Origin of the sequence: Pseudomonas sp. GXM4, from assembly GCF_008923895.1 — a bacterium.
Lineage (GTDB): Bacteria > Pseudomonadota > Gammaproteobacteria > Pseudomonadales > Pseudomonadaceae > Aquipseudomonas > Aquipseudomonas atacamensis.
This window is the reverse complement of record NZ_WBRZ01000072.1, coordinates 1-21,416: the sequence shown is the minus strand read 5'-3', so window position 1 is coordinate 21,416 and position 21,416 is coordinate 1. Positions and strand designations below refer to the sequence as shown.

The window sequence follows — 21,416 nt, the reverse complement described above, 5'->3', positions numbered from 1 at the left end:
AGCTCCTACACGAAAATGCATTCCAAAGTAGGAGCTGCCGAAGGCTGCGATCTTTTCAGCGGGTTACTGCTTTTCCAGCAACCACTTGCGCTCACCTGCGGCAAACTGCGGTTGCTCATCCGCTAGCGCAGCGTTCACTGCCTGTAGAATCTCCAGCTCCTTGCCCTTGCGCACAAAGATCCAGTTGTTGCCCTGGCCATTGAGTTGCAGCCACATGCTGTCGTTGCCATTGCTCATGGACGCGCAATCGCCGGCCAGGCACAAGGCATAACGGTCAACGCCCGGCAGGCCGGTCACCTGGCCGTCGGCCTGGAACTGCACGGTGCCGCCTTCACCCTGGCCGCTGGCGATGATCCAGTTACCGCCCAGATATGCCGAATACAGCGCGCGTTCGAAGCTGGCCCCGATTGGCGCGCCTTCCGGCACCGGGATCTGTGCGCGATCGAAAAGCTGTTCGGGTTCGTTGTCGCTGGCAGCTTGCTGCAGGCGCCCGCCATCGCGTTTCAGTTCGCTGGCGGAGCTGCCGTAGAAGTCGACTTTCCAGGCGCCGGACTCTTCGCCCAGCAGTCGTCCTTCGACGTTCTCAAAACCGTTGGTGTAGCGGGCCTGACCGGCCTTGGTGTTGACGTCCCATTCCAGATTCGGGCCGTAAGCCTGCAGCGCTTCACGCAGGGGACCGCCCTTGGCGGCGGCATCGATCGCCACTTGGTTGATCCAGGTGCCGCTGATGTCACGGTCGGCAGGGTCGCTGGCGCAGCCGCCGAGAAACAGGGCGAGCAGCGAGAGAGCTAGCGCTTTGCGCATGGTGGAATCCTTTCAAAACCTTTTCTTGCAGCAGTCGGCGCGGCGTGGAGGCCGCGCCGTGCGCATCACTCGATGACCAGAATGGCATCCATTTCAACCTGCGCACCCTTCGGCAGGGCGGCCACGCCAATGGCGGCGCGGGCAGGGTATGGCTGGTCGAAGTACTTGCCCATGATCTCGTTGACCTTGGCGAAGTGGCTCAGGTCGGTGAGGAAGATGTTCAGTTTGACGATGTCCTTGAACGAACCGCCGGCGGCTTCGGCCACGGCTTTGAGGTTCTCGAAGACCTGGACGGTCTGGGCTTCGAAGCCCTCAACCAGTTCCATGGTTTTCGGGTCCAGAGGAATCTGGCCCGACATGTAAACGGTGTTGCCTGCCTTGATCGCCTGGGAGTAAGTGCCGATGGCGGCCGGGGCCTTGTCGCTGGTGATGACGGTTTTGGTCATGTAGGACTCCTTGTAATAGGCAGGTTATGCACGCATGCGGGTGATGCGGATCACCCCGGTCAAAGCGCGCAGTTTCTTGATCACGCGGGCCAGGTGCACACGGTCGTGAACGCTGACCACCAACTGCACGACGCTGATGCGACCATCGCGTTCGTCCATGCTGATTTTCTCGATGTTGCCGTCGGCCGCGTTGACGCTACTGGCGAGCAGGGCGATCAGGCCACGCTGATGTTCCAGCTCGACCCGCAGCTCGACGTTGAATTCGCCGGTAACATCCTTGGCCCACGAGAGCTGGATGCATTTTTCCGGGTTGTGCCTGATTTCGCTGATGTTGCGGCAGTTGTCCAGGTGCACGACCATGCCTTTGCCCGCCGACAGGTGCCCGACAATCGGGTCGCCGGGGATCGGCGTGCAACACTTGGCATAACTGAGCACTAGGCCTTCGGTGCCGCGAATTGCCAGCGGACCTTCCGGACTTGGCAGTTGTTCGCCTTCGCCGAGCAGGCGACGGGCAACGACATAGGCCATGCGATTGCCCAGGCCGATGTCTTCGAGCAGGTCTTCGATCAGTTCGAGGCGGTACTCGGTAAGCATTGCCTTGACGCGCTCTGCCGGGATCTTCTCCAAGGAGCTGTCGAAACCGTTGAGCACCTTGTTCAGCAGGCGTTCGCCTAGGCTGATCGACTCGGAGCGGCGTTGTAGCTTCAGCGCATGACGAATGTGCGTGCGCGCCTTGCCGGTAACGACGAAGTTGAGCCACGCCGGATTTGGCCGTGCGCCGGGGGCGCTGACGATCTCGACCGTGGAGCCGCTTTGCAGCGGTTCGGACAGCGGCGCGAGACGACGGTTGATGCGGCAGGCGATGCAGCTGTTGCCGACGTCGGTGTGTACCGCGTAAGCAAAATCGACCGCCGTGGAGCCTTTTGGCAGCTCCATGATCCGGCCTTTGGGCGTGAACACGTAGACCTCGTCCGGGAACAGGTCGATCTTCACGCTTTCGATGAATTCCAGCGAGTTGCCGGCGCGTTGCTGCATTTCCAGCACGCCTTTGACCCATTGGCGGGCGCGTGCGTGCGTGCCTTTGGGCTGCTCGTCGCCGCTGGATTTGTACAGCCAATGGGCGGCGATGCCGTTGTTGGCCATCTCTTCCATTTCGCGGGTACGGATCTGGATCTCGATCGGTACACCGTGCATGCCGAACAGCGTGGTATGCAGCGACTGGTAGCCGTTGGCCTTGGGGATCGCGATGTAATCCTTGAAGCGTCCTGGCAACGGTTTGTACAAATTATGCACAGCACCCAATACGCGGTAACAGGTATCGACCTTGTCGACGATGATCCGGAACGCGTAAACGTCCATGATTTCGTTGAAGGCCCGACGCTTGCCGCGCATTTTCTTGTAGATGCCGTAGAGGTGTTTCTGCCGACCGCTGACTTCGCCCTGGATGCCGTCGATGGCGAGGCAGTGACCGAGGGATTCTTCGATCTTGTTGACGATTTCCTTGCGGTTGCCCCGGGCGCGTTTGACCGCCTGGTAGATCCGCGCGGAACGCATCGGGTGCATGGCCTTGAAGCCGAGGTCTTCGAATTCGATGCGGATCGCGTGCATGCCCAGCCGGTTGGCAATGGGCGCGTAGATCTCGAGGGTTTCCTTGGCGATGCGCCGGCGTTTTTCGCCGGACAGCACTTCCAGCGTGCGCATGTTGTGCAGGCGGTCGGCGAGCTTGACCAGGATCACCCGGATGTCGCGCGCCATGGCCATGGCCATTTTCTGGAAGTTTTCCGCCTGGGCTTCGGCCTTGGTCTCGAAATTCATCTGGGTCAGTTTGCTGACCCCGTCGACCAGTTCGGCCACGGTTTCACCAAACTGCGCTTGCAGCGCTTCCTTGGCGATACCGGTGTCTTCGATCACGTCATGCAGCATCGCGGCCATCAGGCTCTGATGGTCCATGTGCATGTCGGCAAGAATATTTGCCACGGCAAGAGGATGCGTGACGTACGCCTCGCCACTGCGACGGCGTTGACCGTCATGGGCTTGTTCGGCGTAGAAATACGCTCGGCGGACCAGGTTGACCTGGTCATTGCCGAGGTAGGTCGATAAGCGATCGGCGAGGGCGTCTATGCTCGGCATGATGATTCCTGCCGAAAGCTGTGACCCCGCGCCGTGCTACGTCGACCAGGCATAGGCTTAGACGGCCTCGTTCGACTCGTCCTCGAACGCTGCGAACAGCGGTTCATCCTGGACGATTTCCTGCTCGGCAATGAACTCGTAGCTCATCAGGCCTTCAGCAATTTCACGCAGCGCGACGACAGTCGGCTTGTCGTTTTCCCACTGCACCAATGGCTCTTTGCCGCCGGTGGCCAGTTGACGGGCACGCTTGGTAGAGAGCATGACCAGCTCAAAGCGGTTTTCCACGTGTTCTAGGCAGTCTTCAACGGTTACGCGGGCCATGGTATTCCTCGGAGCGAATGCAATATGCGCGCTGCCCGGTTGGGCGAGCGGACTGAGCAGTTTAAAAAATCACCAGCGATTAGGGAAGCGCTGATTTTTTGACCAGTCCCTTCAACGCGCTGCAAGCACCAATGTAAAGCGCTTGCAGGCATTTTGGGAAGTGCTGTTTTAGCCGAGCAATTCAGCCAGCAATTTGCCGAAACGCACTTGCTGGCGTTTCTGTTGCAGCTGATTGGCGCGGAAAATCGCTTTCAGATCGTCCAGCGCGTGGGCGAAATCGTCGTTGATGATCAAGTAATCGTAATCGACGTAATGGCTCATCTCGCTGACCGCTTCGCGCATGCGGCCGTCGATGATCTCGTCGCTGTCCTGGCCGCGGTTGGTCAGGCGCTGGTGCAGGGCTTGCAGCGATGGCGGCAGGATGAAGATCGAGCGCGCTTGTGGCATCAGCTTGCGCACTTGCTCGGCGCCTTGCCAGTCGATTTCCAGAATCAGGTCGTGACCTTCGTCCAGGGTCTGTTGCAAACGGCTTTGCGAGGTGCCGTAGAAGTTGCCGAAGACTTCGGCGCGTTCAAGGAAGTCGCCGTGCTCGCCCATCTTCACGAACTCTTCGCGGGTCACGAAATGGTAGTTCACGCCATCCACTTCGCCCGGGCGCATGGCGCGAGTAGTGTGCGAAACGGAAACGCGAATCTCCGGATCGGCGTCGATCAACGCCTTGACCAGACTGCTCTTGCCCGCGCCCGATGGCGCGGAAATGATGTACAGGGTGCCGGTGTGTTGGGTCATGTCAGGGTAGCCTTACTCAATATTCTGCACTTGTTCGCGCATCTGCTCGATCAACACCTTGAGGTTGACGGCGGCCTGGGTGCTGCGCGGGTCGAAGGCTTTGGAGCCCAGTGTGTTGGCTTCGCGGTTGAGCTCCTGCATCAGGAAGTCCAGACGCCGCCCGGCGGCACCACCGGACTTGAGCACCCGGCGAACTTCGATGATGTGAGTGCTCAGGCGATCCAGTTCTTCGGCCACGTCGCTTTTTTGCGCGAGGATGACCATTTCCTGTTCCAGGCGCTGCGGGTCGAGCTCGGCCTTCATGTCGGCGAAGCGGTCGAGAACCTTCTGGCGCTGGGTGGCGAGCATCTGCGGCACCAGTTCACGCAGGGTCACCACGTCCTCTTCGATGGAGGTCAGGCGGTCGTTGATCAAGCGAGCCAGCTCCGCGCCTTCGCGCTCGCGGCCAGCCTTCAGATCCTTCAAGCCCTGATTGAACAGCGCCAGCGCTTCGGCGTTCAGCGCTTGCGGGTCGGTCGCATCGGCCACCAGCACGCCGGGCCAGGCCAGCACTTCCAGCGGATTCAGCGCAGCCGGATTCTTGATCAGCCCGGCAACGGTTTCCGCAGCGGCCACCAGTTGCGCGGCGCGCTCGCGGTCCACTTGCAGCGGTTTGCCGGTGCTTTCTTCGGTGAAGCGCAGCGTGCATTCCAGTTTGCCCCGCGACAGGCCCTGACGCAGCGCTTCACGCACGGCGCCTTCGAGGTCGCGGAACGATTCGGGCAAGCGCAGGTGCGGTTCCAGATAGCGGCTGTTGACCGAGCGCAGTTCCCAGCTCAGGGTGCCCTGAACGCCGGCTTTCTCGACGCGGGCGAAGGCGGTCATGCTGTGCACCATGGCGGTGACCTCGCAATGCAGATCGGCGCGAAACGCTGTTTCGCAGGCGCGATTTCAATGAATTTAAGCCGACTGGCAGCAAAGGCGCAGGATTGTAGCGCAGTGCGGCGAATGCGCCCAAACACACGGTGTGACAAAGCGCTGCAGCCCGTCGGTTATGCGCGCTTGAGAGGCTTCGGTCGTCGGCCGGCGGTTTTAACCAGTGCCCACTCGCGGTGCAGCGCTCTATAATGCTCGGCAGTTTTCCGTCCTCAGTACAGGTATCCCTATGAAACGTCCAAGTGGTCGCGCTGCCGATCAGCTCCGCTCGATCCGCATCACCCGCAACTACACCAAACACGCCGAGGGATCCGTACTGGTCGAATTCGGTGACACCAAAGTCATCTGCACTGTCAGCGTCGAGAACGGCGTGCCGCGCTTCCTCAAAGGCCAGGGCCAGGGCTGGTTGACTGCCGAGTACGGCATGCTGCCACGCGCCACCGGCGAGCGTAACCAACGTGAAGCCAGTCGTGGCAAGCAGGGCGGGCGTACTCTGGAAATCCAGCGCCTGATCGGCCGCTCCCTGCGCGCGGCACTGGATATGTCCAAGCTCGGCGACGTGACCCTGTACGTCGATTGCGACGTGATCCAGGCCGATGGCGGTACTCGCACCGCGTCCATCACCGGCGCCATGGTTGCGCTGGTCGATGCCCTGAAAGTGATCAAGAAGCGCGGCGGCCTGAAAGGCGGTGACCCGCTCAAGCAGATGATCGGTGCGGTCTCGGTCGGCATGTACCAGGGCGAGCCGGTGCTGGATCTGGACTATCTTGAAGATTCTGCAGCTGAAACCGACCTGAACGTAGTGATGACCAGCACCGGCGGTTTCATCGAAGTGCAGGGCACCGCAGAAGGCGCGCCGTTCCAGCCTGACGAGCTCAATGCCATGCTGGAACTGGCCAAGCAGGGCATGAACGAAATCTTCGAGCTGCAGAAGGCTGCACTGGCTGACTGAGGTTTTTGACCACAAGGAGGACGTGATGAGTGACGAGCAAGAGTTGCTGCCCAAACCGAGCCAGGAGGTTCGCCAATGGGCGATGTTCTGTCACTTGTCCGCCTTGCTGGGGATCTGGATTCCGTTCGGCAATCTGATCGGGCCGCTGATCCTTTGGCAGATGAAGCGCGAGAAGGACCCCTTCATCGATGCGCAGGGTAAAGAGGCGCTGAATTTTCAGATCACTGTCGCCATTGCCTCGATGATCTGCTTCCTGCTCATGCTGCTGATCATCGGTTTCTTCCTCTTCGGTTTGCTGGCAATCGCGGCATTGGTCCTGACGATCATTGCAGGGGTCAAAGCCAACGAAGGTTTCCCGTACAGATATCCGTTCACTTGGCGACTGATCAAGTAACAGTCTCTTGTATCGCTATATGGAAATGCCCCGACTTATCGGGGCATTTTTATATGTGCAACTCAATAATTGGTTTTTGTTGTAGGACTAGTCTGTTGTCGATGTGCGGTTTGGCATTTATTTATTGATATTTCTCCATTACATCTTTGGTCACAACTGATCGAGCAAGTGCTTATCCCCGTTCTTGTTATTGACGCGAGCGGGTTGTTAAAGTTGCCCGATGCAATGTTTCGATTGAAACATTTCGATATGTTCAAGCCATCGATGGCACTTGAATTCCCCAGTAATCAGTGTTGATAAAATCAGCCGGTTCACTAGTCGAGCCCAGGTAAACGCTCGCCTCGTGAATACTTAGCCAAGAATAATCCACATGATTGAGCTCGATTTCTACGGCACGCTCGTGGCCGCTTCTTTAGTACTACTGCTCGGACGCGGGCTTGTTACGCGTGTCGGCTTTCTGCGAAGTTACAATATTCCTGAACCGGTAGCGGGCGGCCTGGTGGTTGCCTTGCTCTTGTTGATATTGCGCACTTTCGATATAGAAGTCCGCTTCGATACATCATTGCAAACACCGTTGATGTTGGCGTTCTTTGCCACGATTGGCTTGAGTGCCGACCTTGCCAGTCTGAAAAAGGGCGGGCGCATCGTCGGCATCTTCCTGCTGGCGGTCATTGGCTTGCTGGTGGTGCAGAACGCCATGGGCATCGGATTGGCAACCCTGCTCGGGCTCGACCCTTTGATGGGCTTGCTGACAGGCTCGATCACGCTCGCTGGCGGCCACGGCACTGGCGCTGCATGGGGCGCGGTGTTCAGCGAGAAATATGGCCTGGCTTCGGCTTCGGAGCTGGCGCTGGCCTCAGCGACGTTCGGTCTGGTGCTGGGCGGATTGATCGGTGGGCCCGTCGCCCGGTTGCTGATCAAGCGCGTGCAAGTGCCGGGCTGCAGTCCCCAGCAAACGCCTCGACTGCCAAGAGGTTTTGAACAGCCGAACAAGGAACGTTCGATCACGCCGTTTTCGTTCGTCGAGACGCTGGCGCTTATTGCCGTCAGCCTGCTCGCAGGCAACCTTTTGAATGGTTTGCTGCACGGCACTGCATTCGAACTGCCGACGTTTGTTTGCGTGCTGTTTGTGGGTGTGGTGTTGCGCAACAGTCTGTCAGCGCTTGGCTTGTATCAGGTGTTTGAGCGTGAAGTTTCCGTGCTCGGCAATGTCAGCCTCTCGCTGTTTCTGGCAATCGCTTTGATGTCGCTGAAGCTTTGGGATCTGGCGGCGCTGGCATTGCCGATCTTCATCATCCTGGCCGTGCAGGCGCTGGTCATGGCTCTGTTCGCGATTTTCGTGACGTTCCGGGTGATGGGCAGCAACTACGATGCCGCAGTGCTGGCTGCGGGACATTGCGGCTTCGGTCTGGGCGCTACGCCTACGGCCATTGCCAACATGCAAGCGGTGACGCAGCGCTATGGGCCATCGCAGATCGCGTTTCTGGTAGTGCCGATGGTAGGAGCGTTCTTCATCGATATCGTTAACGTCATCGTGATCAAGCTGTACCTGACCTTGCCATTCTTCGCTGCCGTCTAGAAAGCACGGCGCATAAAAATGCCCGCATCTCACGATGCGGGCATTTTCTTTGGCTGCGATAGGACGCTTAGATGGTCAGCGTCCAGTCGTAGTCGACGATCAACGGCGCGTGCTGCGAAAACCGTGGCTGACGCGGCAGGCGTGCACTGCGCACCGAGCGACGCAGGCCCGGGGTCAGGATCTGATAATCGAAACGCCAGCCCAGATTGAGCATCTCGGCCTGTTCGTTATCCGGCCACCAGCTGTACTGGTCGCCTTCGCGGCTGACTTCGCGCAGCGCATCGACATAGCCCATGTTGCCGACAATCTCGTCCATCCAGGCGCGTTCCGGCGCCAGGAAGCCTGGAGATTGCTGGCTGTCGCGCCAGTTCTTGATGTCGAGTTTCTGCTGCGCAACGTACAGCGAGCCACAATAAATGTACTCGCGACGTTTGCGTCGCTGTTTGTCCAGGTACTTGCCGAAATCGTCCATTAGCTTGAACTTCTGGTTCAAGTCCTCATCGCCGTTCATCCCCGAAGGAAACAGCAAGGTGGCAATACTGACTTTGTCGAAATCTGCTTGCAGGTAGCGCCCGTAGCGGTCGGCCGTCTCGAAACCGAGACCGCTGATGACAGCCTTCGGTTGCAACCGCGAATACAAAGCCACGCCGCCTTGGGCAGGGACTTCAGCATCGCAGGCATAAAGGAAGTAGCCATCCAGTTGGAAGGCTGGGTCATCCAGTTCAAAGGCGGAGGCACGGGTGTCCTGCAGGCAGATGACGTCGGCATTCTGGGCTTGCAGCCAACTGAGCAAACCGCGCTCGACTGCCGCCTGAATACCATTGACGTTCACACTGATGATCCGCATAAATGGCCCCAAAAATCGCGTGCGTGTATGATACACGGCGTCAAGCTAATTAGCTAAATCCGTGGTATTTGGGGTTTTTTTCATGCAAGCGTATCAGCGCGATTTCATTCGTTTTGCCATCGATCGCGGCGTTTTGCGCTTCGGTGAGTTCACCCTGAAGTCCGGGCGCACCAGTCCCTACTTCTTCAACGCCGGCCTGTTCAACTCGGGTTCGGCCCTGGCGCAGCTGGGGCGTTTCTACGCCGCCGCCATCGCCGAGAGCGGCATTTCCTTCGACGTTCTGTTTGGCCCGGCTTATAAAGGCATTCCGCTGGCGGCCACGACCGCCGTTGCGCTGGCCGAACATCACGGCCGTGACCTGCCATGGTGCTTCAATCGCAAGGAAGCCAAGGCCCACGGCGAGGGCGGCAGCCTGGTTGGCGCACCGCTGACTGGCGAAGTCTTGATCATCGACGACGTAATCACCGCCGGCACCGCGATTCGTGAAGTGATGCAGATCATCGCTTCCCAGGACGGCGCCAAGGCCGCCGGTGTGCTGATCGCACTGAACCGTCAGGAGCGTGGCAACGGCGAGTTGTCGGCCATCCAGGAAGTCGAGCGCGACTTCGGCATCCCGGTGATCAGCATTGTCTCGCTGAATCAGGTGCTGGAGTTCCTCGCCGACGATCCGCAGCTCAAACAGCATTTGCCAGCCGTGGAAGCGTACCGCGCGCAGTTTGGCGTGTGACCAATATGGGAGCGAGCCTGCTCGCGAATGGCCGTAACCTGTCAGCGATGTGAGGCACATTACGCTTTCGCGAGCAGGCTCGCTCCTACAGAAAAAAGACCCGGTTCAGGCAGGTTGAATTGGGTCTTTTTTGCTGGTGATCAACGCAGTTTTTGCCATTTCATCAGCAGTCTCAGCGCCAATGCAGCGTTCACTAGCGCAAACACCAGCAGCGCAACCACCACCATCACGTATAACGTGCGATCCACATCGAAATCCCAAAGGTCCAGCGTGCTGCTGCGCATGATCCCGACTGCTGCCGGCAAGTTAACGTAAAACAGCGCCACGAAAGCGCACGTCAATGGCAATGCTCGCCAGTAGAAAGCAGCCATCACCTTGTCTCGACTGCGCTTGCGGCCCTGCGAACCTTTTTGAAATTCATCCTCAGCCAGCGCTTCATTGAGCGCCGGCCACGCCAGATTGAACATGAACGTGGACAGGGTCAGCAGCAAGCCACTGACCGCGACGATGTCACTGAACGGCATTCAGACCCAGCGTTGCACAGAGCAATGCGTGGGAATCTTCGCTGATCTCGAATTGCCCGGCGCTGCCCTTGCGTTTGGTGATGGGTTTGAAGGTCGGCTCGTTCTGGGTGATGAGCATGTTCAATTCATCGCGGATCACGTCCGAGCTGATCACCACCAGAAACACGTTTTGCGCATGCTCGGCGGACTGGATTACGGCGCGCATGCTGTGCTGCAGGATGTCGTCGAGCTGGTTGCGAAAACGCGAAACGGTGTTTTTCAGCAGGGTTTTGCTTTGGCTCTGGGTCAGCTGAAAGATCGTCGAGATCTGCGATTCGGTCGGCAGGGTTTTCCCGAAGTAACTCTGAATCAGATACAGCAGGCGATCCTGCTTGGCTTCGTCGGCCCGGCTGGGCATGCCGCCCTCGACCAGCATTTTCAGGTATTCGGTCAGGCTGGCTTTGGCGATGCGCTCCAGCGCATGGGCGATTTCAGCGTCGCCGATGCGCAAGGTCTTTTTTACCGGTTCCTTTTGTTCCTGCTCGAAAGCATCGGCGTCGATCGTGAACGAGATCTGCATGAGTCGCCGCTCCGGTTATTTGACACTGGCGGCTGGGTAGGGATCCTGGGGTGCATCTCCTTGGCCGGTGAGTACTTTCCAGCCCTTGAGTGGGTGAGAGGCTTCGGTGAAGTCAGGGCAGGGCGGCATCGAAGTCTGCGAAGGGGCCGAATATTCTCGGCCGCAGTCCACGCAGGCGTAAGTGCCAGCCGAAATGTCACTGCCGTAAGGAACGCTGTTTTTTTGCATGGGAAGATCTCCGTTGGATGAGGGGAAGATCCTATGGAGATTTATTCTGAAGGGATGTCGGACGTTTCGCTGTGTGGAGTCAGGCTTTTCCTGCGCGCATAAAAAGATCGCAGCCTTCGTCAGTTCCTACAAAAGCGGATTCTCGCGTGTGCGAAATCCCTGTAGGAGCTGTTGAAGGCTGCGATCTTTTGCTTTCAGCGATCAGCCATCAAGGACGCTTGCGATTACTGATCAGCGTACCCACGCCAGTATCGGTGAAGATTTCCAGCAGGATCGCGTTCGGCACACGCCCGTCGATGATCAACGAACTACCTACGCCACCCTGAACCGCTTCCAGTGCGCAGCGGATCTTCGGCAGCATGCCGCCGTAGATCGTGCCATCGGCGATCAGGTCGTCGACCTGCTGCGTGCTCAGGCCGGTCAGCACGGTGCCCGACTTGTCCATCAGGCCGGCAATGTTGGTCAGCAGCATCAGCTTTTCAGCTTTCAGTGCTTCGGCAACCTTGCCCGCCACCAGGTCGGCGTTGATGTTGTACGACTCGCCGTTCTCACCGACGCCAATCGGTGCGATGACGGGGATGAAGTTGCCTTTGACCAGCAGGTTCAGCAGCTCGGTATTGATGCCGACGACTTCGCCAACGTGGCCGATGTCGATGATTTCCGGCTGGGTCATCTCCGGGGTCTGACGGGAGACGGTGAGCTTCTTCGCCCGTATCAGCCCGGCATCTTTACCGGTCAGGCCGATGGCGCTGCCGCCATGGCGGTTGATCAGGTTGACGATGCTTTTGTTGACCTGACCGCCAAGGACCATTTCCACCACGTCCATGGTCGCCGCGTCGGTGACGCGCATGCCGTCGACGAAATGGCTTTCGATCGACAGGCGCTTGAGCAGATCACCGATCTGCGGGCCGCCACCGTGCACGACCACCGGGTTGATGCCCACGGCTTTCATCAGCACGATGTCGCGGGCGAAGCCGGTTTTCAGCTCCTCGCTTTCCATCGCGTTGCCGCCGTATTTGATCACCAGGGTCTTGCCGACATAGCGTCGGATGTAAGGCAGCGCTTCGGACAGGACCTTGGCAGTGTTGGCGGCGGCTTCGCGTTCGAGGGTCATTCAGGGCTCCGTGTGGATCAGAACGGTAGTTGGAGATCAGGTGCAACGCGTTTCAGTTGGGCGTGGAACACATCCTTGATGCGCTGCAATTCAGCCTCGTCATCGGCCTCGAAGCGCAGCACCAGCACCGGTGTGGTGTTGGACGCGCGCACCAGGCCCCAGCCTTTGGCGTAATCAACCCGCACGCCGTCGATGGTGGTCAGGTCGGCGCCTTCGCCCCACTGAGCATCGTGCAGTGCATCAATGATGCTGAATTTGCTCTCTTCGGTCACATGGATATTGATTTCCGGCGTGGAAATATCGTTCGGGAAGGTCGCAAACAGCTCTTCCGCAGTGGATTTTTCCTTGCTGAGGATCTCCAGCAGACGTGCGGCGCTGTAGATGCCGTCGTCGAAACCGAACCAGCGCTCCTTGAAGAAGATGTGCCCGCTCATTTCGCCGGCCAACAGCGCGCCGGATTGCTTCATTTTCTTTTTGATCAACGAGTGACCGGTCTTCCACATTAGCGGCCGACCGCCGTATTCCTTGATCAGCGGCACCAAACGGCGAGTGCATTTAACGTCGAAGATGATTTCCGCGTCCGGGTTGCGCGCCACTACGTCGCGAGCGAACAGCATCAGCAGACGATCCGGGTAGACGATGCTGCCGGTGTTGGTCACCACGCCGACGCGGTCGCCGTCACCGTCGAAGGCCAGGCCGATATCGGCGTTAGTTTCCTTGACCTTGGCGATCAGGTCGACAAGGTTTTCCGGTTTGCCCGGGTCCGGGTGATGGTTAGGGAAGTTGCCGTCGACTTCGCAGAACAGCGGGATGACTTCGCAGTTCAACGCTTCGATCAGTTGCGGGGCGATCACGCCGGCCGCGCCGTTTCCGCAGTCGACCACGACTTTCAGGCGACGAGCGAGTTTGATGTCCTGGACGATTTCGGTGTTGTAGCGGTCGAGGATTTCGACCTGGGTGACGCTGCCCTGGCCAGTGCTCAGGTCGTTGTTCTTGATGCGTTCGTGCAGCACCTGAATCTGTTCGTTGGCGAGGGTGTCGCCGGCGATGACGATCTTGAAGCCGTTGTAGTTCGACGGATTGTGGCTACCGGTGAGCATCACTCCGGACTTGCCGGCCAGCACGTTGGCGGCGTAATACAGCGCTGGCGTTGGCACCAGGCCGACATCGCTGACGTGGCAGCCGCTCTCGGCGATGCCGCGAATGAGTTCCGCGACCAGCTCCGGGCCGGACAGGCGACCGTCGCGACCGACCGACACATTCGGTTCGCCCTGGGCCAGGCTCTGCGAGCCGATGGCACGGCCGATCCAGTAGGCGGTTTCGCCGTTGAGGAATTCCGGCACGGTGCCACGAATGTCGTAGGCGCGGAAAATGCTGTCAGGCAGCGTCGGGGCGATCTTGGCGGGGGTGCTCATCTGTGGACATGCTCCATCTCGAAAAGGGCGGGACAGACCGGCGAATGATTCGACGGCAGGCTCAAACTGAAGGGTATGACGGCGTTTTCCACAGAGAGTTCGTGCTATGAAAGGGCCATGACGCCTCGGCTGGCGTGGCTTTCGGCCGGCAAAACCTTGAATTACGGTGTTAAAACCTGCTGCCGATGTAGCGCATTTTTTGTGGCGAGGGGATAAACCCCCTCACCACCATAATTTCTATCCGGTTATTTGGTGCCAGTGTGGCCAAAGCCGCCGGTACCGCGCTCGGTCTCGACAAACTCTTCAACCATTTCGAAATGTGCTTGCACTACCGGTACCAGCACCAATTGCGCCAGGCGTTCGCCGACGGTCATGGTGAAGTCGCTCTGGCCGCGGTTCCAGCAGGAGACCATCAGCGGACCCTGGTAATCGGAGTCGATCAGGCCGACCAGATTGCCCAGCACGATGCCGTGTTTGTGGCCCATGCCCGAGCGAGGCAGGATCAGTGCGGCGAGATTCGGGTCACCGATGTACACCGACAGGCCGGTGGGAATCAGCACGGTTTCACCCGGTTTGATCACGATGTCCTGTTCCAGCATGGCGCGCAGGTCGAGGCCGGCGGAGCCCGGCGTGGCGTATTGCGGCAGCGGGAATTCGGTGCCGATGCGTGGATCGAGGATCTTGGCTTGCAAAGCGTGCATGTAAATTAAACCTGGTTCAGACGTTCGGCGATAAAAGTGACCAGTTGGCGAGCGATCTTGCTCTTGCTGGTCTGGGCGAAAACCGTGGCGTGCAGCTCACGGTCGATGACGCTGCAGGCGTTTTCTTCGCTGTTGAAACCGATGCTCGGGTTGGCGACGTCGTTGGCGACGATCAGATCGAGATTCTTGTCCTTCAGCTTGCGTGCAGCGTAGTCGAGCAGGTGTTCGGTTTCGGCGGCGAAGCCGACACTGAACGGACGGTCGGGACGGGTCGCGATGGTGGCCAGGATGTCCGGGTTGCGCACCATTTGCAGGACGAAGCCGTCACCGCTCGTAGGATCTTTCTTGAGTTTGTGCGGGGCGACGACTTCAGGGCGGTAATCCGCCACCGCTGCCGACGAGATGAACACGTCGCAAGGCATGGCTGATTCGCAGGCGGCGAGCATGTCGCGGGCGCTGACCACATCGATCCGCGTCACGCGATCAGGCGTCGGCAAGTGCACCGGGCCGCTGATCAAAGTGACACGGGCGCCGGCTTCGACGGCTGCTTCGGCGAGGGCAAAACCCATTTTGCCGGAGCTGTGGTTGGTGATGTAACGCACCGGGTCGATGTTTTCCTGGGTCGGGCCGGCGGTGATCACCACGTGCTTGCCGGTCAATGCCTGGCGCTGGAAGCAATCAGCGGCGAGCAGCGCCAGATCGGTGGCTTCCATCATGCGGCCCATGCCGACGTCGCCGCAGGCCTGGCTGCCCGAGGCCGGGCCGAAAGTCTTCAGGCCACGGCTCTCCAACAGTTGCAGGTTGGCCTGGGTCGCCGGGTCGCGCCACATCGCCTGATTCATTGCTGGTGCGACGGCAACCACGGCGTCGGTGGCCAGCACCAGCGTGGTCAGCAGATCGTTGGCAATGCCTTGGGCCAGACGGGCGATCAGGTCGGCGGTGGCCGGGGCGATCAGCACCAGATCGGCCCATTTCGCCAGCTCGATATGGCCCATGGCGGCTTCGGCGGCAGGGTCAAGCAAGTCGAGGTGAACCGGGTGGCCCGAGAGGGCCTGCATGGTCAGCGGGGTGATGAATTCGGCGCCGCCATGGGTCATGACCACGCGCACTTCGGCACCCTGGTCGATCAGGCGGCGAACCAGATCGGCGCTCTTGTAGGCCGCAATGCCGCCGCCGACGCCCAGAACGATGCGTTTCCGATACAGCCGCTGCATAGGTCTGCCTTTCATTTCGTTGATGACGGCGGCGCGATACCCCTCCCCAGGGTTGAATCGACCGCCAAAAAGATGGGCTACGATATCACAGCGACCGCTACGGAACAGCGGCGCCCACAGACAAGGAGGTGCTATGAGTATTCGCGATTGGCCGGCGGCGGAACGGCCGCGGGAAAGGCTGTTGGAACACGGCGCAGGGAGTCTTTCGGACGCTGAGCTGTTGGCGATTTTTCTGCGCACCGGATTGCCCGGAAAAAGCGCAGTCGACCTTGCCAGACATCTGCTGACGCAATTCGGTGGCCTGCGTTTGCTGCTTGAGGCCGATCAGGACGCATTCAGCAAACAAATGGGCCTCGGCCCGGCCAAGTTCGCCCAGCTGCAAGCCGCGCAGGAAATGAGCAAGCGCCATCTGGCCGAGCGCTCACGGCAGAAACCGGCGCTGGAGAACCCTCAGGTCGTCCGCGATTACCTCAAGGCGATGCTGCGGCATGAGCCGCACGAGGTGTTCGGCTGCCTGTTTCTCGATTCGAAACATCAGGTGCTGAATTTCGAGGCGCTGTTTCGCGGCTCGATCGACAACACCAGCGTGCATCCTCGGGAGGTGGTGAAGCGCGCGCTGGCCAATAACGCCGCAGCGGTGATCCTGTGTCACAACCATCCGTCCGGCAACACCGATCCGAGTCAGGCCGATCGGCTGCTGACCAAGCGCCTGCAGAAAGCGCTGGAGCTGATTGACGTGCGAGTGCTCGATCACTTCATCATCGGCGACGGCGAACCGCTGTCGATGGCGGAGTGTGGCTGGATGTAAAAGAGCAGCGGCAAGCCTCTAGCTGCAAGCGGCAAGCTGGAGCTGCGCGCGGAGTGCTCTAGCTTGCCGCTTGCAGCTTGCCGCTTGCCGCTTAGGGCTTGAGGCTGATCTTGGAATAATCCTGGCGGCCGAACGGGCTGACGGAATACCCCTGAACATCCTTGCGCGTCAAAGCGTAGGCCGTCGGGTGCGCCAGTGGCAGCCACAACGCCTGCTGCTGGATCTGTGCCTGTGCCTGTTCATACAGCTTGGTGCGCACGCCTTGCTCGCTGGTGGTCTTGCCGGCGCTGATCAGCTTGTCCAGATCGGCGTTGCAGTACCGCGCGAAGTTGGTCCCGGATTTCACCGCCGCGCAGGAAAACTGCGGGGTGAGGAAGTTGTCCGGGTCGCCGTTGTCGCCGGCCCAGCCCATGAACAGCAGGTCGTGTTCGCCGGCCTTGGCGCGGCGAATCAGTTCGCCCCACTCGATCACGCGGATCTCCGCCTGGATGCCGATCTCGGCCAGATCCGACTGCAACATCTGCGCGCCGAGACTCGGGTTCGGGTTGAGCAGGCTGCCTGATGGACGCGTCCAGATTGTGGTCTGGAAGCCATCCTTCAAGCCGGCCTTGGCCAGCAGCGCCTTGGCTTTGGCCTCGTCGTGCGGATAGCCCGGCAGATTCTTGGCATAGCTCCAGGTGTTCGGCGGGTACGGGCCGTTGGCCGCTTCGGCGGTGTCTTCGAACACGGCTTTGATGTAGTTGGCCTTGTCGAAGGCGAGGTTGATCGCCTGGCGCACTTCCGGCTTGTCCAGCGGCGGATGCTGGCTGTTGATGCCCACGAAAGCGGTCATGAAGGCGTCAGTCTTTTCGACTTTCAGCGTCGGCTCCTTCAGCGCAGCCTGTACGTCCAGTGGTTTTGGCGACAGGGCGATCTGGCATTCGTTGCGCCGCAGCTTTTGCAGGCGAACGTTGGCGTCCGGTGTGATGGCGAAAATCAACGGGTCGACGGCAGGCTTGCCACGGAAATAGTCCGGATTGGCCTTGTAGCGAATCGCCGCGTCTTTCTGGAAGCGATTGAACACGAACGGGCCGGTGCCGATTGGCTGGCTGTTGAGTTTGTCGGTGGCGCCGGCCTTCATCAGTTTGTCGGCATATTCGGCGGAATAGATCGAGGCGAAGCCCATGCTCAGGGTCGCGAGGAAGGTCGAATCCGGATGGTCGAGGGTAAAGCGCACGGTCAGCGGGTCGAGGGCGTCGATCTTCTTGATCAGGGTCGGCAGTTGCATCGACTGCGCATGGGGGAAGCCGCTCTGGGCGACCTTGTGCCACGGGTTGGCCGGGTCGAGCATGCGGTCGAAGCTGAATTTGACGTCTTCAGCGCTCAGCTCGCGGCTCGGCTTGAAATAATCGGTTGTATGAAATTTCACCTGCGGGTGCAGTTTGAACACATAGGTGAGGCCGTCGGTGCTGACTTCCCAGCTGTCGGCCAGGCTCGGGATGACCTTGCCACTGGCGGTGTCGAAATCCACCAAGCGGTTCATCAGTACGTCAGCCGAAGCATTGGTGGTGGTCAGCGAGTTGTACTGCACCACGTCGAACCCTTCGGGACTGGCCTCGGTACACACGCTCAACGCGGCGGCCTGGGCGAGGGGGCTCAGCAACAGCGGAGCGAGTAACAGGGGTAGGGCAGCGAGGCGCATGGTCGGTTTCCTTTACAGATCGAAGGCCCATCTGCAAGTGCAGTCTGGAAAAGTCCTACCCTAGAGCTCTGAATTGCAAATGACTATCCCCTTTTTGCATTTTCAGGCGCACTCTTGCGCGGTTTCGAACGTGGGCAGCCAGATGAAAAGTCTGAATCGGCTGTAGGGCGGGATTTCTGCGACGAGTGGTCAAAACTGGCCGCAGCCTTTGTCCAAGGCGTCTGCGGCGGAAAAAATCGCCCTTTTGCCGATTGATTGCACACCGATTGTTGTTGCACCCCGGTCTTTCTGGTATAAAGCAGCGCTCTTTTCTAGGGGCCCGGTTCCTTCACTGTAGGTGTAGCCGGTAAGACCTCTAAAGAAACGCGGCGCCTGGCGCCAAATGACTGAGAGATTAAGCGGCCAACCCATGCCGGGTTGGGCATGTGGTTTTAGAGGGCTGAGGCATGTCGAGAGTATGTCAAGTTACCGGTAAGGGTCCGGTGACTGGGAATAACATTTCCCACGCAAACAACAAAACCCGTCGTCGTTTCCTGCCGAACCTGCAGCATCACCGCTTCTGGGTTGAAGAAGAGAAACGTTTTGTGCGTCTGCGCGTATCTGCCAAAGGCATGCGTATCATCGACAAGCGTGGCATCACTGTCGTGCTCGCCGAACTTCGCCGCGATGGCAAGATTTAAGGGAGCTAATCATGCGTGAATTGATTCGTTTGATCTCGAGCGCCGGTACTGGTCACTTCTACACTACCGACAAGAACAAGCGTACTACCCCGGACAAAATCGAGATCAAGAAATATGATCCGGTTGTTCGCAAGCACGTGATGTACAAGGAAGGCAAAATCAAGTAATTGATTTTTCCTGACTGCGAAAAAGGCCCGTATCGTGAGATGCGGGCCTTTTTTTTGCCTTGGATTCTGCGGTGACCGGTTGGGCCTTATCGCTGGCAAGCCAGCTCCCACATTGATTGCCGGTCTTCACTGAACCTGTGTCATGCACAAAACCTGTGGGAGCTGGCTTGCCAGCGATGAGGGCCGATCAGCCAGCAAACATCTCAAGCCTTCTGTTCAAAGATCACATAAACCTTGCGGCAAGCCTCCAGCACTTCCCAGGTGCCGCGAAACCCCGCCGGAATCACGAAGCGATCACCAGCGCGCAAGGTCTTGGCATTGCCATCGCTGTCACGCAATACCGAAACCCCCTGCAGAATCTCGCAGTACTCATGCTCGGTGTAATTCACCGTCCACTGACCTACCGCGCCTTCCCACACGCCCACGCCCATTTGCCCACAAGGGCTTTCGTATTGATGAAACACCGCCTGCTCAGGATCGCCCTTCAGCACTTTCGCCGGGTCCGGCCGATAGCGCTCGGCTTCGCTGCTGGCGAGGCTGATGTCGACGACGTTCTGGATGTTCATTGTTGTTTTCTCCGCTAATGACGGCGCGTGGGCTGGAATGGGCCAAAGTCTATGTTTATTAAAATGAACACCGCAAGGCCGTATGGCCAGCTTATGTCAAATATATTGAAACAAACCCGGCCGCTGGTTTAGGGTGGCGGGTGCCTCGGGCCGAAAGTGCAGGCTGGCCGGGCAGAATTCTTGAACAGCGCCGCAGCGCTTGCGGTGCTCGTATTCAATAAGAGGAGGACACCCGAATGACCACCCTGACTCGTTCCGACTGGGAACAACGCGCCCGCGATCTGAAAATCGAAGGCCGCGCCTTCCTGAATGGCGAATACACTGACGCCGTCTCCGGCGAAACCTTCGAATGCATCAGCCCGGTCGATGGCCGCCTGCTCGGCAAGATCGCCAGCTGTGACGCCGCCGACGCCGACCGTGCTGTAGAAAACGCCCGCGCTACTTTCAATTCCGGCGTCTGGTCGCGCCTGGCGCCGACCAAGCGCAAAGCCACCATGATCCGCTTCGCCAGCCTGCTGAAACAGCATGCCGAAGAACTGGCACTGCTGGAAACTCTCGACATGGGCAAGCCGATCAGCGATTCGCTGTACATCGACGTGCCGGGCGCGGCGCAGGCGCTGAGCTGGAGCGGCGAGGCGATCGACAAGATCTACGACGAAGTTGCCGCCACCCCGCATGACCAACTAGGTCTGGTGACCCGTGAGCCGGTGGGTGTGGTCGGCGCTATCGTGCCGTGGAACTTCCCGCTGATGATGGCTTGCTGGAAACTCGGCCCGGCGCTGTCGACCGGTAACTCGGTGATCCTCAAGCCGTCGGAAAAATCGCCACTGACCGCCATCCGTATCGCTGCGCTGGCCATTGAAGCCGGGATTCCGAAAGGCGTGCTCAACGTGCTGCCGGGCTATGGCCACACCGTCGGCAAGGCGCTGGGTCTGCACAATGACGTCGACACGCTGGTGTTCACCGGTTCGACCAAGATTGCCAAGCAACTCATGGTCTATGCCGGCGAATCGAACATGAAACGCGTCTGGCTGGAAGCCGGCGGCAAGAGCCCGAACATCGTCTTCGCCGATGCGCCGGATCTGCAGGCCGCCGCTGAATCCGCCGCCAGCGCCATCGCCTTCAACCAGGGCGAAGTGTGCACCGCCGGTTCGCGCCTGCTGGTCGAGCGTTCGATCAAGGACAAATTCCTGCCGATGGTCATCGAAGCGCTGAAAACCTGGAAGCCCGGCAATCCGCTGGACCCGGCGACCAACGTCGGTGCGCTGGTCGATACCCAGCAGATGAACACCGTGCTGTCGTACATCGAATCCGGCCATAGCGATGGCGCCAAACTGGTCGCCGGCGGCAAGCGCATCCTCCAGGAGACCGGCGGCACTTACGTTGAGCCGACCATTTTCGATGGTGTGAGCAACGCGATGAAGATTGCCCAGGAAGAGATTTTCGGCCCAGTGTTGTCGGTGATCGCTTTCGACAGCGCCGAAGAAGCCATCCAGATTGCCAACGACACGCCATACGGTCTGGCCGCAGCGGTGTGGACCCAGGACATCTCCAAGGCGCACCTGACTGCCAAGGCCCTGCGCGCCGGTAGCGTGTGGGTCAACCAGTACGATGGCGGCGACATGACCGCGCCGTTCGGTGGCTTCAAACAGTCGGGCAACGGTCGCGACAAATCGCTGCATGCCTTCGACAAGTACACCGAGCTGAAGGCGACGTGGATCAAGCTGTAAGCCGCTGACGGGAGCCCGCTACTCCGGGCTTCCTGACCAAACAGAGATTCCCTGTGGGAGCGAGCCTCTGTGGAGAGGGGATTTATCCCCGTTCGGCTGCGAAGCAGTCGCTAAACCATTGCACG

22 protein-coding genes and 1 pseudogene are annotated in these 21,416 nt (G+C 59.4%); 8 read left to right on the top strand and 15 right to left on the bottom strand.

Features of this window, described 5'->3' with window-relative positions; translation table 11 throughout:
• Nucleotides 1-63: 63 nt before the first annotated feature.
• The 6 genes from F8N49_RS11910 to F8N49_RS11885 all read right to left on the bottom strand — a co-directional run bounded on the left by F8N49_RS11910 (nt 64) and on the right by F8N49_RS11885 (nt 5,366).
• Nucleotides 64-804 (bottom strand): hypothetical protein, encoded by a 741-nt coding sequence (locus F8N49_RS11910; RefSeq protein WP_071172109.1) that lies wholly within the window; start codon nt 802-804, stop codon nt 64-66.
• Between the two features lie 65 nt (nt 805-869).
• The gene (locus tag F8N49_RS11905) at nt 870-1,250 is read right to left on the bottom strand and encodes a RidA family protein (RefSeq protein WP_014340863.1); all 381 of its coding nucleotides are present in this window, start codon (nt 1,248-1,250) and stop codon (nt 870-872) included.
• Between the two features lie 24 nt (nt 1,251-1,274).
• Nucleotides 1,275-3,380 (bottom strand): bifunctional GTP diphosphokinase/guanosine-3',5'-bis pyrophosphate 3'-pyrophosphohydrolase, encoded by a 2,106-nt coding sequence (gene spoT / locus F8N49_RS11900; RefSeq protein ID WP_007920338.1) that lies wholly within the window; start codon nt 3,378-3,380, stop codon nt 1,275-1,277.
• A 57-nt stretch (nt 3,381-3,437) separates the two neighbouring features.
• Nucleotides 3,438-3,701, bottom strand: coding sequence for a DNA-directed RNA polymerase subunit omega (rpoZ, locus tag F8N49_RS11895; protein WP_008030604.1), 264 nt, complete (start codon nt 3,699-3,701; stop codon nt 3,438-3,440).
• Nucleotides 3,702-3,869: 168 nt separating this feature from the next.
• Complete coding sequence (gene gmk, locus F8N49_RS11890) at nt 3,870-4,490, bottom strand: guanylate kinase (protein ID WP_151551536.1); 621 nt, start codon at nt 4,488-4,490, stop codon at nt 3,870-3,872.
• A 12-nt stretch (nt 4,491-4,502) separates the two neighbouring features.
• The gene (locus F8N49_RS11885; protein WP_016770639.1) at nt 4,503-5,366 is read right to left on the bottom strand and encodes a YicC/YloC family endoribonuclease; all 864 of its coding nucleotides are present in this window, start codon (nt 5,364-5,366) and stop codon (nt 4,503-4,505) included.
• Between the two features lie 268 nt (nt 5,367-5,634).
• On the opposite strand from F8N49_RS11885, the gene rph reads away from it, so the two are divergent.
• From rph to gltS, 3 genes are all read left to right on the top strand, one after another.
• Entirely contained in the window at nt 5,635-6,357 is a 723-nt protein-coding gene (rph, locus tag F8N49_RS11880) for a ribonuclease PH (protein ID WP_024014799.1), read from the top strand.
• A gap of 25 nt (nt 6,358-6,382) precedes the next feature.
• Nucleotides 6,383-6,751, top strand: a complete 369-nt coding sequence (locus tag F8N49_RS11875; RefSeq protein WP_016772541.1) for a DUF4870 domain-containing protein — start codon at nt 6,383-6,385, stop codon at nt 6,749-6,751.
• 370 nt (nt 6,752-7,121) lie between these two features.
• Nucleotides 7,122-8,330 (top strand): sodium/glutamate symporter, encoded by a 1,209-nt coding sequence (gene gltS, locus F8N49_RS11870; protein WP_071172110.1) that lies wholly within the window; start codon nt 7,122-7,124, stop codon nt 8,328-8,330.
• A 67-nt stretch (nt 8,331-8,397) separates the two neighbouring features.
• Here gltS and F8N49_RS11865 read toward each other — a convergent pair whose 3' ends face one another.
• A complete protein-coding gene (locus F8N49_RS11865; protein WP_016772543.1) occupies nt 8,398-9,177 on the bottom strand; it encodes an exodeoxyribonuclease III in 780 nt (259 codons plus the stop codon).
• 82 nt (nt 9,178-9,259) lie between these two features.
• On the opposite strand from F8N49_RS11865, the gene pyrE reads away from it, so the two are divergent.
• Nucleotides 9,260-9,904, top strand: a complete 645-nt coding sequence (pyrE, locus tag F8N49_RS11860) for an orotate phosphoribosyltransferase (protein ID WP_016772544.1) — start codon at nt 9,260-9,262, stop codon at nt 9,902-9,904.
• A 140-nt stretch (nt 9,905-10,044) separates the two neighbouring features.
• On the opposite strand, the gene F8N49_RS11855 is transcribed toward pyrE, so the two are convergent.
• The 6 genes and pseudogenes from F8N49_RS11855 to coaBC all read right to left on the bottom strand — a co-directional run bounded on the left by F8N49_RS11855 (nt 10,045) and on the right by coaBC (nt 15,659).
• The gene (locus F8N49_RS11855) at nt 10,045-10,428 is read right to left on the bottom strand and encodes a hypothetical protein (protein ID WP_151551533.1); all 384 of its coding nucleotides are present in this window, start codon (nt 10,426-10,428) and stop codon (nt 10,045-10,047) included.
• Nucleotides 10,415-10,987, bottom strand: coding sequence for a hypothetical protein (locus tag F8N49_RS11850; RefSeq protein ID WP_151551529.1), 573 nt, complete (start codon nt 10,985-10,987; stop codon nt 10,415-10,417). The genes F8N49_RS11855 and F8N49_RS11850 overlap by 14 nt, the downstream gene beginning before the upstream one ends.
• A gap of 436 nt (nt 10,988-11,423) precedes the next feature.
• Nucleotides 11,424-12,329, bottom strand: a complete 906-nt coding sequence (argB, locus tag F8N49_RS11840; RefSeq protein ID WP_016772548.1) for an acetylglutamate kinase — start codon at nt 12,327-12,329, stop codon at nt 11,424-11,426.
• Nucleotides 12,330-12,346: 17 nt separating this feature from the next.
• Nucleotides 12,347-13,750 (bottom strand): annotated as a pseudogene (locus F8N49_RS11835) (phosphomannomutase/phosphoglucomutase); the annotation flags it as partial.
• Nucleotides 13,751-13,989: 239 nt separating this feature from the next.
• Nucleotides 13,990-14,445, bottom strand: coding sequence for a dUTP diphosphatase (gene dut, locus F8N49_RS11830; protein WP_016772550.1), 456 nt, complete (start codon nt 14,443-14,445; stop codon nt 13,990-13,992).
• Nucleotides 14,446-14,450: 5 nt separating this feature from the next.
• Nucleotides 14,451-15,659 carry a bifunctional phosphopantothenoylcysteine decarboxylase/phosphopantothenate--cysteine ligase CoaBC gene (gene coaBC / locus F8N49_RS11825; RefSeq protein WP_016772551.1) on the bottom strand — a complete coding sequence of 403 codons (1,209 nt, stop codon included), beginning with the start codon at nt 15,657-15,659 and terminating at the stop codon, nt 14,451-14,453.
• A 133-nt stretch (nt 15,660-15,792) separates the two neighbouring features.
• Between coaBC and radC the strand changes: the two genes are divergently transcribed.
• Nucleotides 15,793-16,467: a DNA repair protein RadC gene (gene radC / locus F8N49_RS11820; RefSeq protein WP_039757373.1), complete on the top strand. Its 675-nt coding sequence runs from the start codon at nt 15,793-15,795 to the stop codon at nt 16,465-16,467.
• Between the two features lie 91 nt (nt 16,468-16,558).
• On the opposite strand, the gene F8N49_RS11815 is transcribed toward radC, so the two are convergent.
• The gene (locus F8N49_RS11815; protein WP_151551527.1) at nt 16,559-18,148 is read right to left on the bottom strand and encodes an ABC transporter substrate-binding protein; all 1,590 of its coding nucleotides are present in this window, start codon (nt 18,146-18,148) and stop codon (nt 16,559-16,561) included.
• 446 nt (nt 18,149-18,594) lie between these two features.
• On the opposite strand from F8N49_RS11815, the gene rpmB reads away from it, so the two are divergent.
• The gene (gene rpmB, locus F8N49_RS11810) at nt 18,595-18,828 is read left to right on the top strand and encodes a 50S ribosomal protein L28 (protein ID WP_007920377.1); all 234 of its coding nucleotides are present in this window, start codon (nt 18,595-18,597) and stop codon (nt 18,826-18,828) included.
• Nucleotides 18,829-18,839: 11 nt separating this feature from the next.
• Complete coding sequence (rpmG, locus tag F8N49_RS11805) at nt 18,840-18,995, top strand: 50S ribosomal protein L33 (protein ID WP_016772554.1); 156 nt, start codon at nt 18,840-18,842, stop codon at nt 18,993-18,995.
• 203 nt (nt 18,996-19,198) lie between these two features.
• Here the strand turns inward: rpmG and F8N49_RS11800 are convergent, their stop codons facing one another.
• Nucleotides 19,199-19,561: a cupin domain-containing protein gene (locus F8N49_RS11800; RefSeq protein WP_073470919.1), complete on the bottom strand. Its 363-nt coding sequence runs from the start codon at nt 19,559-19,561 to the stop codon at nt 19,199-19,201.
• A 236-nt stretch (nt 19,562-19,797) separates the two neighbouring features.
• Here F8N49_RS11800 and F8N49_RS11795 point away from each other — a divergent pair, with 236 nt between their 5' ends.
• On the top strand, nt 19,798-21,291 hold the full coding sequence (locus F8N49_RS11795; RefSeq protein WP_151551524.1) for an aldehyde dehydrogenase: 1,494 nt from the start codon (nt 19,798-19,800) through the stop codon (nt 21,289-21,291).
• Nucleotides 21,292-21,416 lie beyond the last annotated feature (125 nt).

What these genes read in the sequence shown, in the direction of transcription:
- F8N49_RS11850 (WP_151551529.1), bottom strand. Translation starts at nt 10,987, where the DNA reads ATGCAGATCTCGTTCACGATCGACGCCGATGCTTTCGAGCAGGAACAA.
- F8N49_RS11795 (WP_151551524.1), top strand. Translation starts at nt 19,798, where the DNA reads ATGACCACCCTGACTCGTTCCGACTGGGAACAACGCGCCCGCGATCTG.
- rpmG (WP_016772554.1), top strand. Translation starts at nt 18,840, where the DNA reads ATGCGTGAATTGATTCGTTTGATCTCGAGCGCCGGTACTGGTCACTTC.
- F8N49_RS11875 (WP_016772541.1), top strand. Translation starts at nt 6,383, where the DNA reads ATGAGTGACGAGCAAGAGTTGCTGCCCAAACCGAGCCAGGAGGTTCGC.
- spoT (WP_007920338.1), bottom strand. Translation starts at nt 3,380, where the DNA reads ATGCCGAGCATAGACGCCCTCGCCGATCGCTTATCGACCTACCTCGGC.
- dut (WP_016772550.1), bottom strand. Translation starts at nt 14,445, where the DNA reads ATGCACGCTTTGCAAGCCAAGATCCTCGATCCACGCATCGGCACCGAA.
- gmk (WP_151551536.1), bottom strand. Translation starts at nt 4,490, where the DNA reads ATGACCCAACACACCGGCACCCTGTACATCATTTCCGCGCCATCGGGC.
- F8N49_RS11800 (WP_073470919.1), bottom strand. Translation starts at nt 19,561, where the DNA reads ATGAACATCCAGAACGTCGTCGACATCAGCCTCGCCAGCAGCGAAGCC.
- F8N49_RS11905 (WP_014340863.1), bottom strand. Translation starts at nt 1,250, where the DNA reads ATGACCAAAACCGTCATCACCAGCGACAAGGCCCCGGCCGCCATCGGC.
- rpoZ (WP_008030604.1), bottom strand. Translation starts at nt 3,701, where the DNA reads ATGGCCCGCGTAACCGTTGAAGACTGCCTAGAACACGTGGAAAACCGC.
- F8N49_RS11855 (WP_151551533.1), bottom strand. Translation starts at nt 10,428, where the DNA reads ATGCCGTTCAGTGACATCGTCGCGGTCAGTGGCTTGCTGCTGACCCTG.
- F8N49_RS11815 (WP_151551527.1), bottom strand. Translation starts at nt 18,148, where the DNA reads ATGCGCCTCGCTGCCCTACCCCTGTTACTCGCTCCGCTGTTGCTGAGC.
- radC (WP_039757373.1), top strand. Translation starts at nt 15,793, where the DNA reads ATGAGTATTCGCGATTGGCCGGCGGCGGAACGGCCGCGGGAAAGGCTG.
- F8N49_RS11910 (WP_071172109.1), bottom strand. Translation starts at nt 804, where the DNA reads ATGCGCAAAGCGCTAGCTCTCTCGCTGCTCGCCCTGTTTCTCGGCGGC.
- rph (WP_024014799.1), top strand. Translation starts at nt 5,635, where the DNA reads ATGAAACGTCCAAGTGGTCGCGCTGCCGATCAGCTCCGCTCGATCCGC.
- F8N49_RS11865 (WP_016772543.1), bottom strand. Translation starts at nt 9,177, where the DNA reads ATGCGGATCATCAGTGTGAACGTCAATGGTATTCAGGCGGCAGTCGAG.
- rpmB (WP_007920377.1), top strand. Translation starts at nt 18,595, where the DNA reads ATGTCGAGAGTATGTCAAGTTACCGGTAAGGGTCCGGTGACTGGGAAT.
- pyrE (WP_016772544.1), top strand. Translation starts at nt 9,260, where the DNA reads ATGCAAGCGTATCAGCGCGATTTCATTCGTTTTGCCATCGATCGCGGC.
- gltS (WP_071172110.1), top strand. Translation starts at nt 7,122, where the DNA reads ATGATTGAGCTCGATTTCTACGGCACGCTCGTGGCCGCTTCTTTAGTA.
- argB (WP_016772548.1), bottom strand. Translation starts at nt 12,329, where the DNA reads ATGACCCTCGAACGCGAAGCCGCCGCCAACACTGCCAAGGTCCTGTCC.
- coaBC (WP_016772551.1), bottom strand. Translation starts at nt 15,659, where the DNA reads ATGCAGCGGCTGTATCGGAAACGCATCGTTCTGGGCGTCGGCGGCGGC.
- F8N49_RS11885 (WP_016770639.1), bottom strand. Translation starts at nt 5,366, where the DNA reads ATGGTGCACAGCATGACCGCCTTCGCCCGCGTCGAGAAAGCCGGCGTT.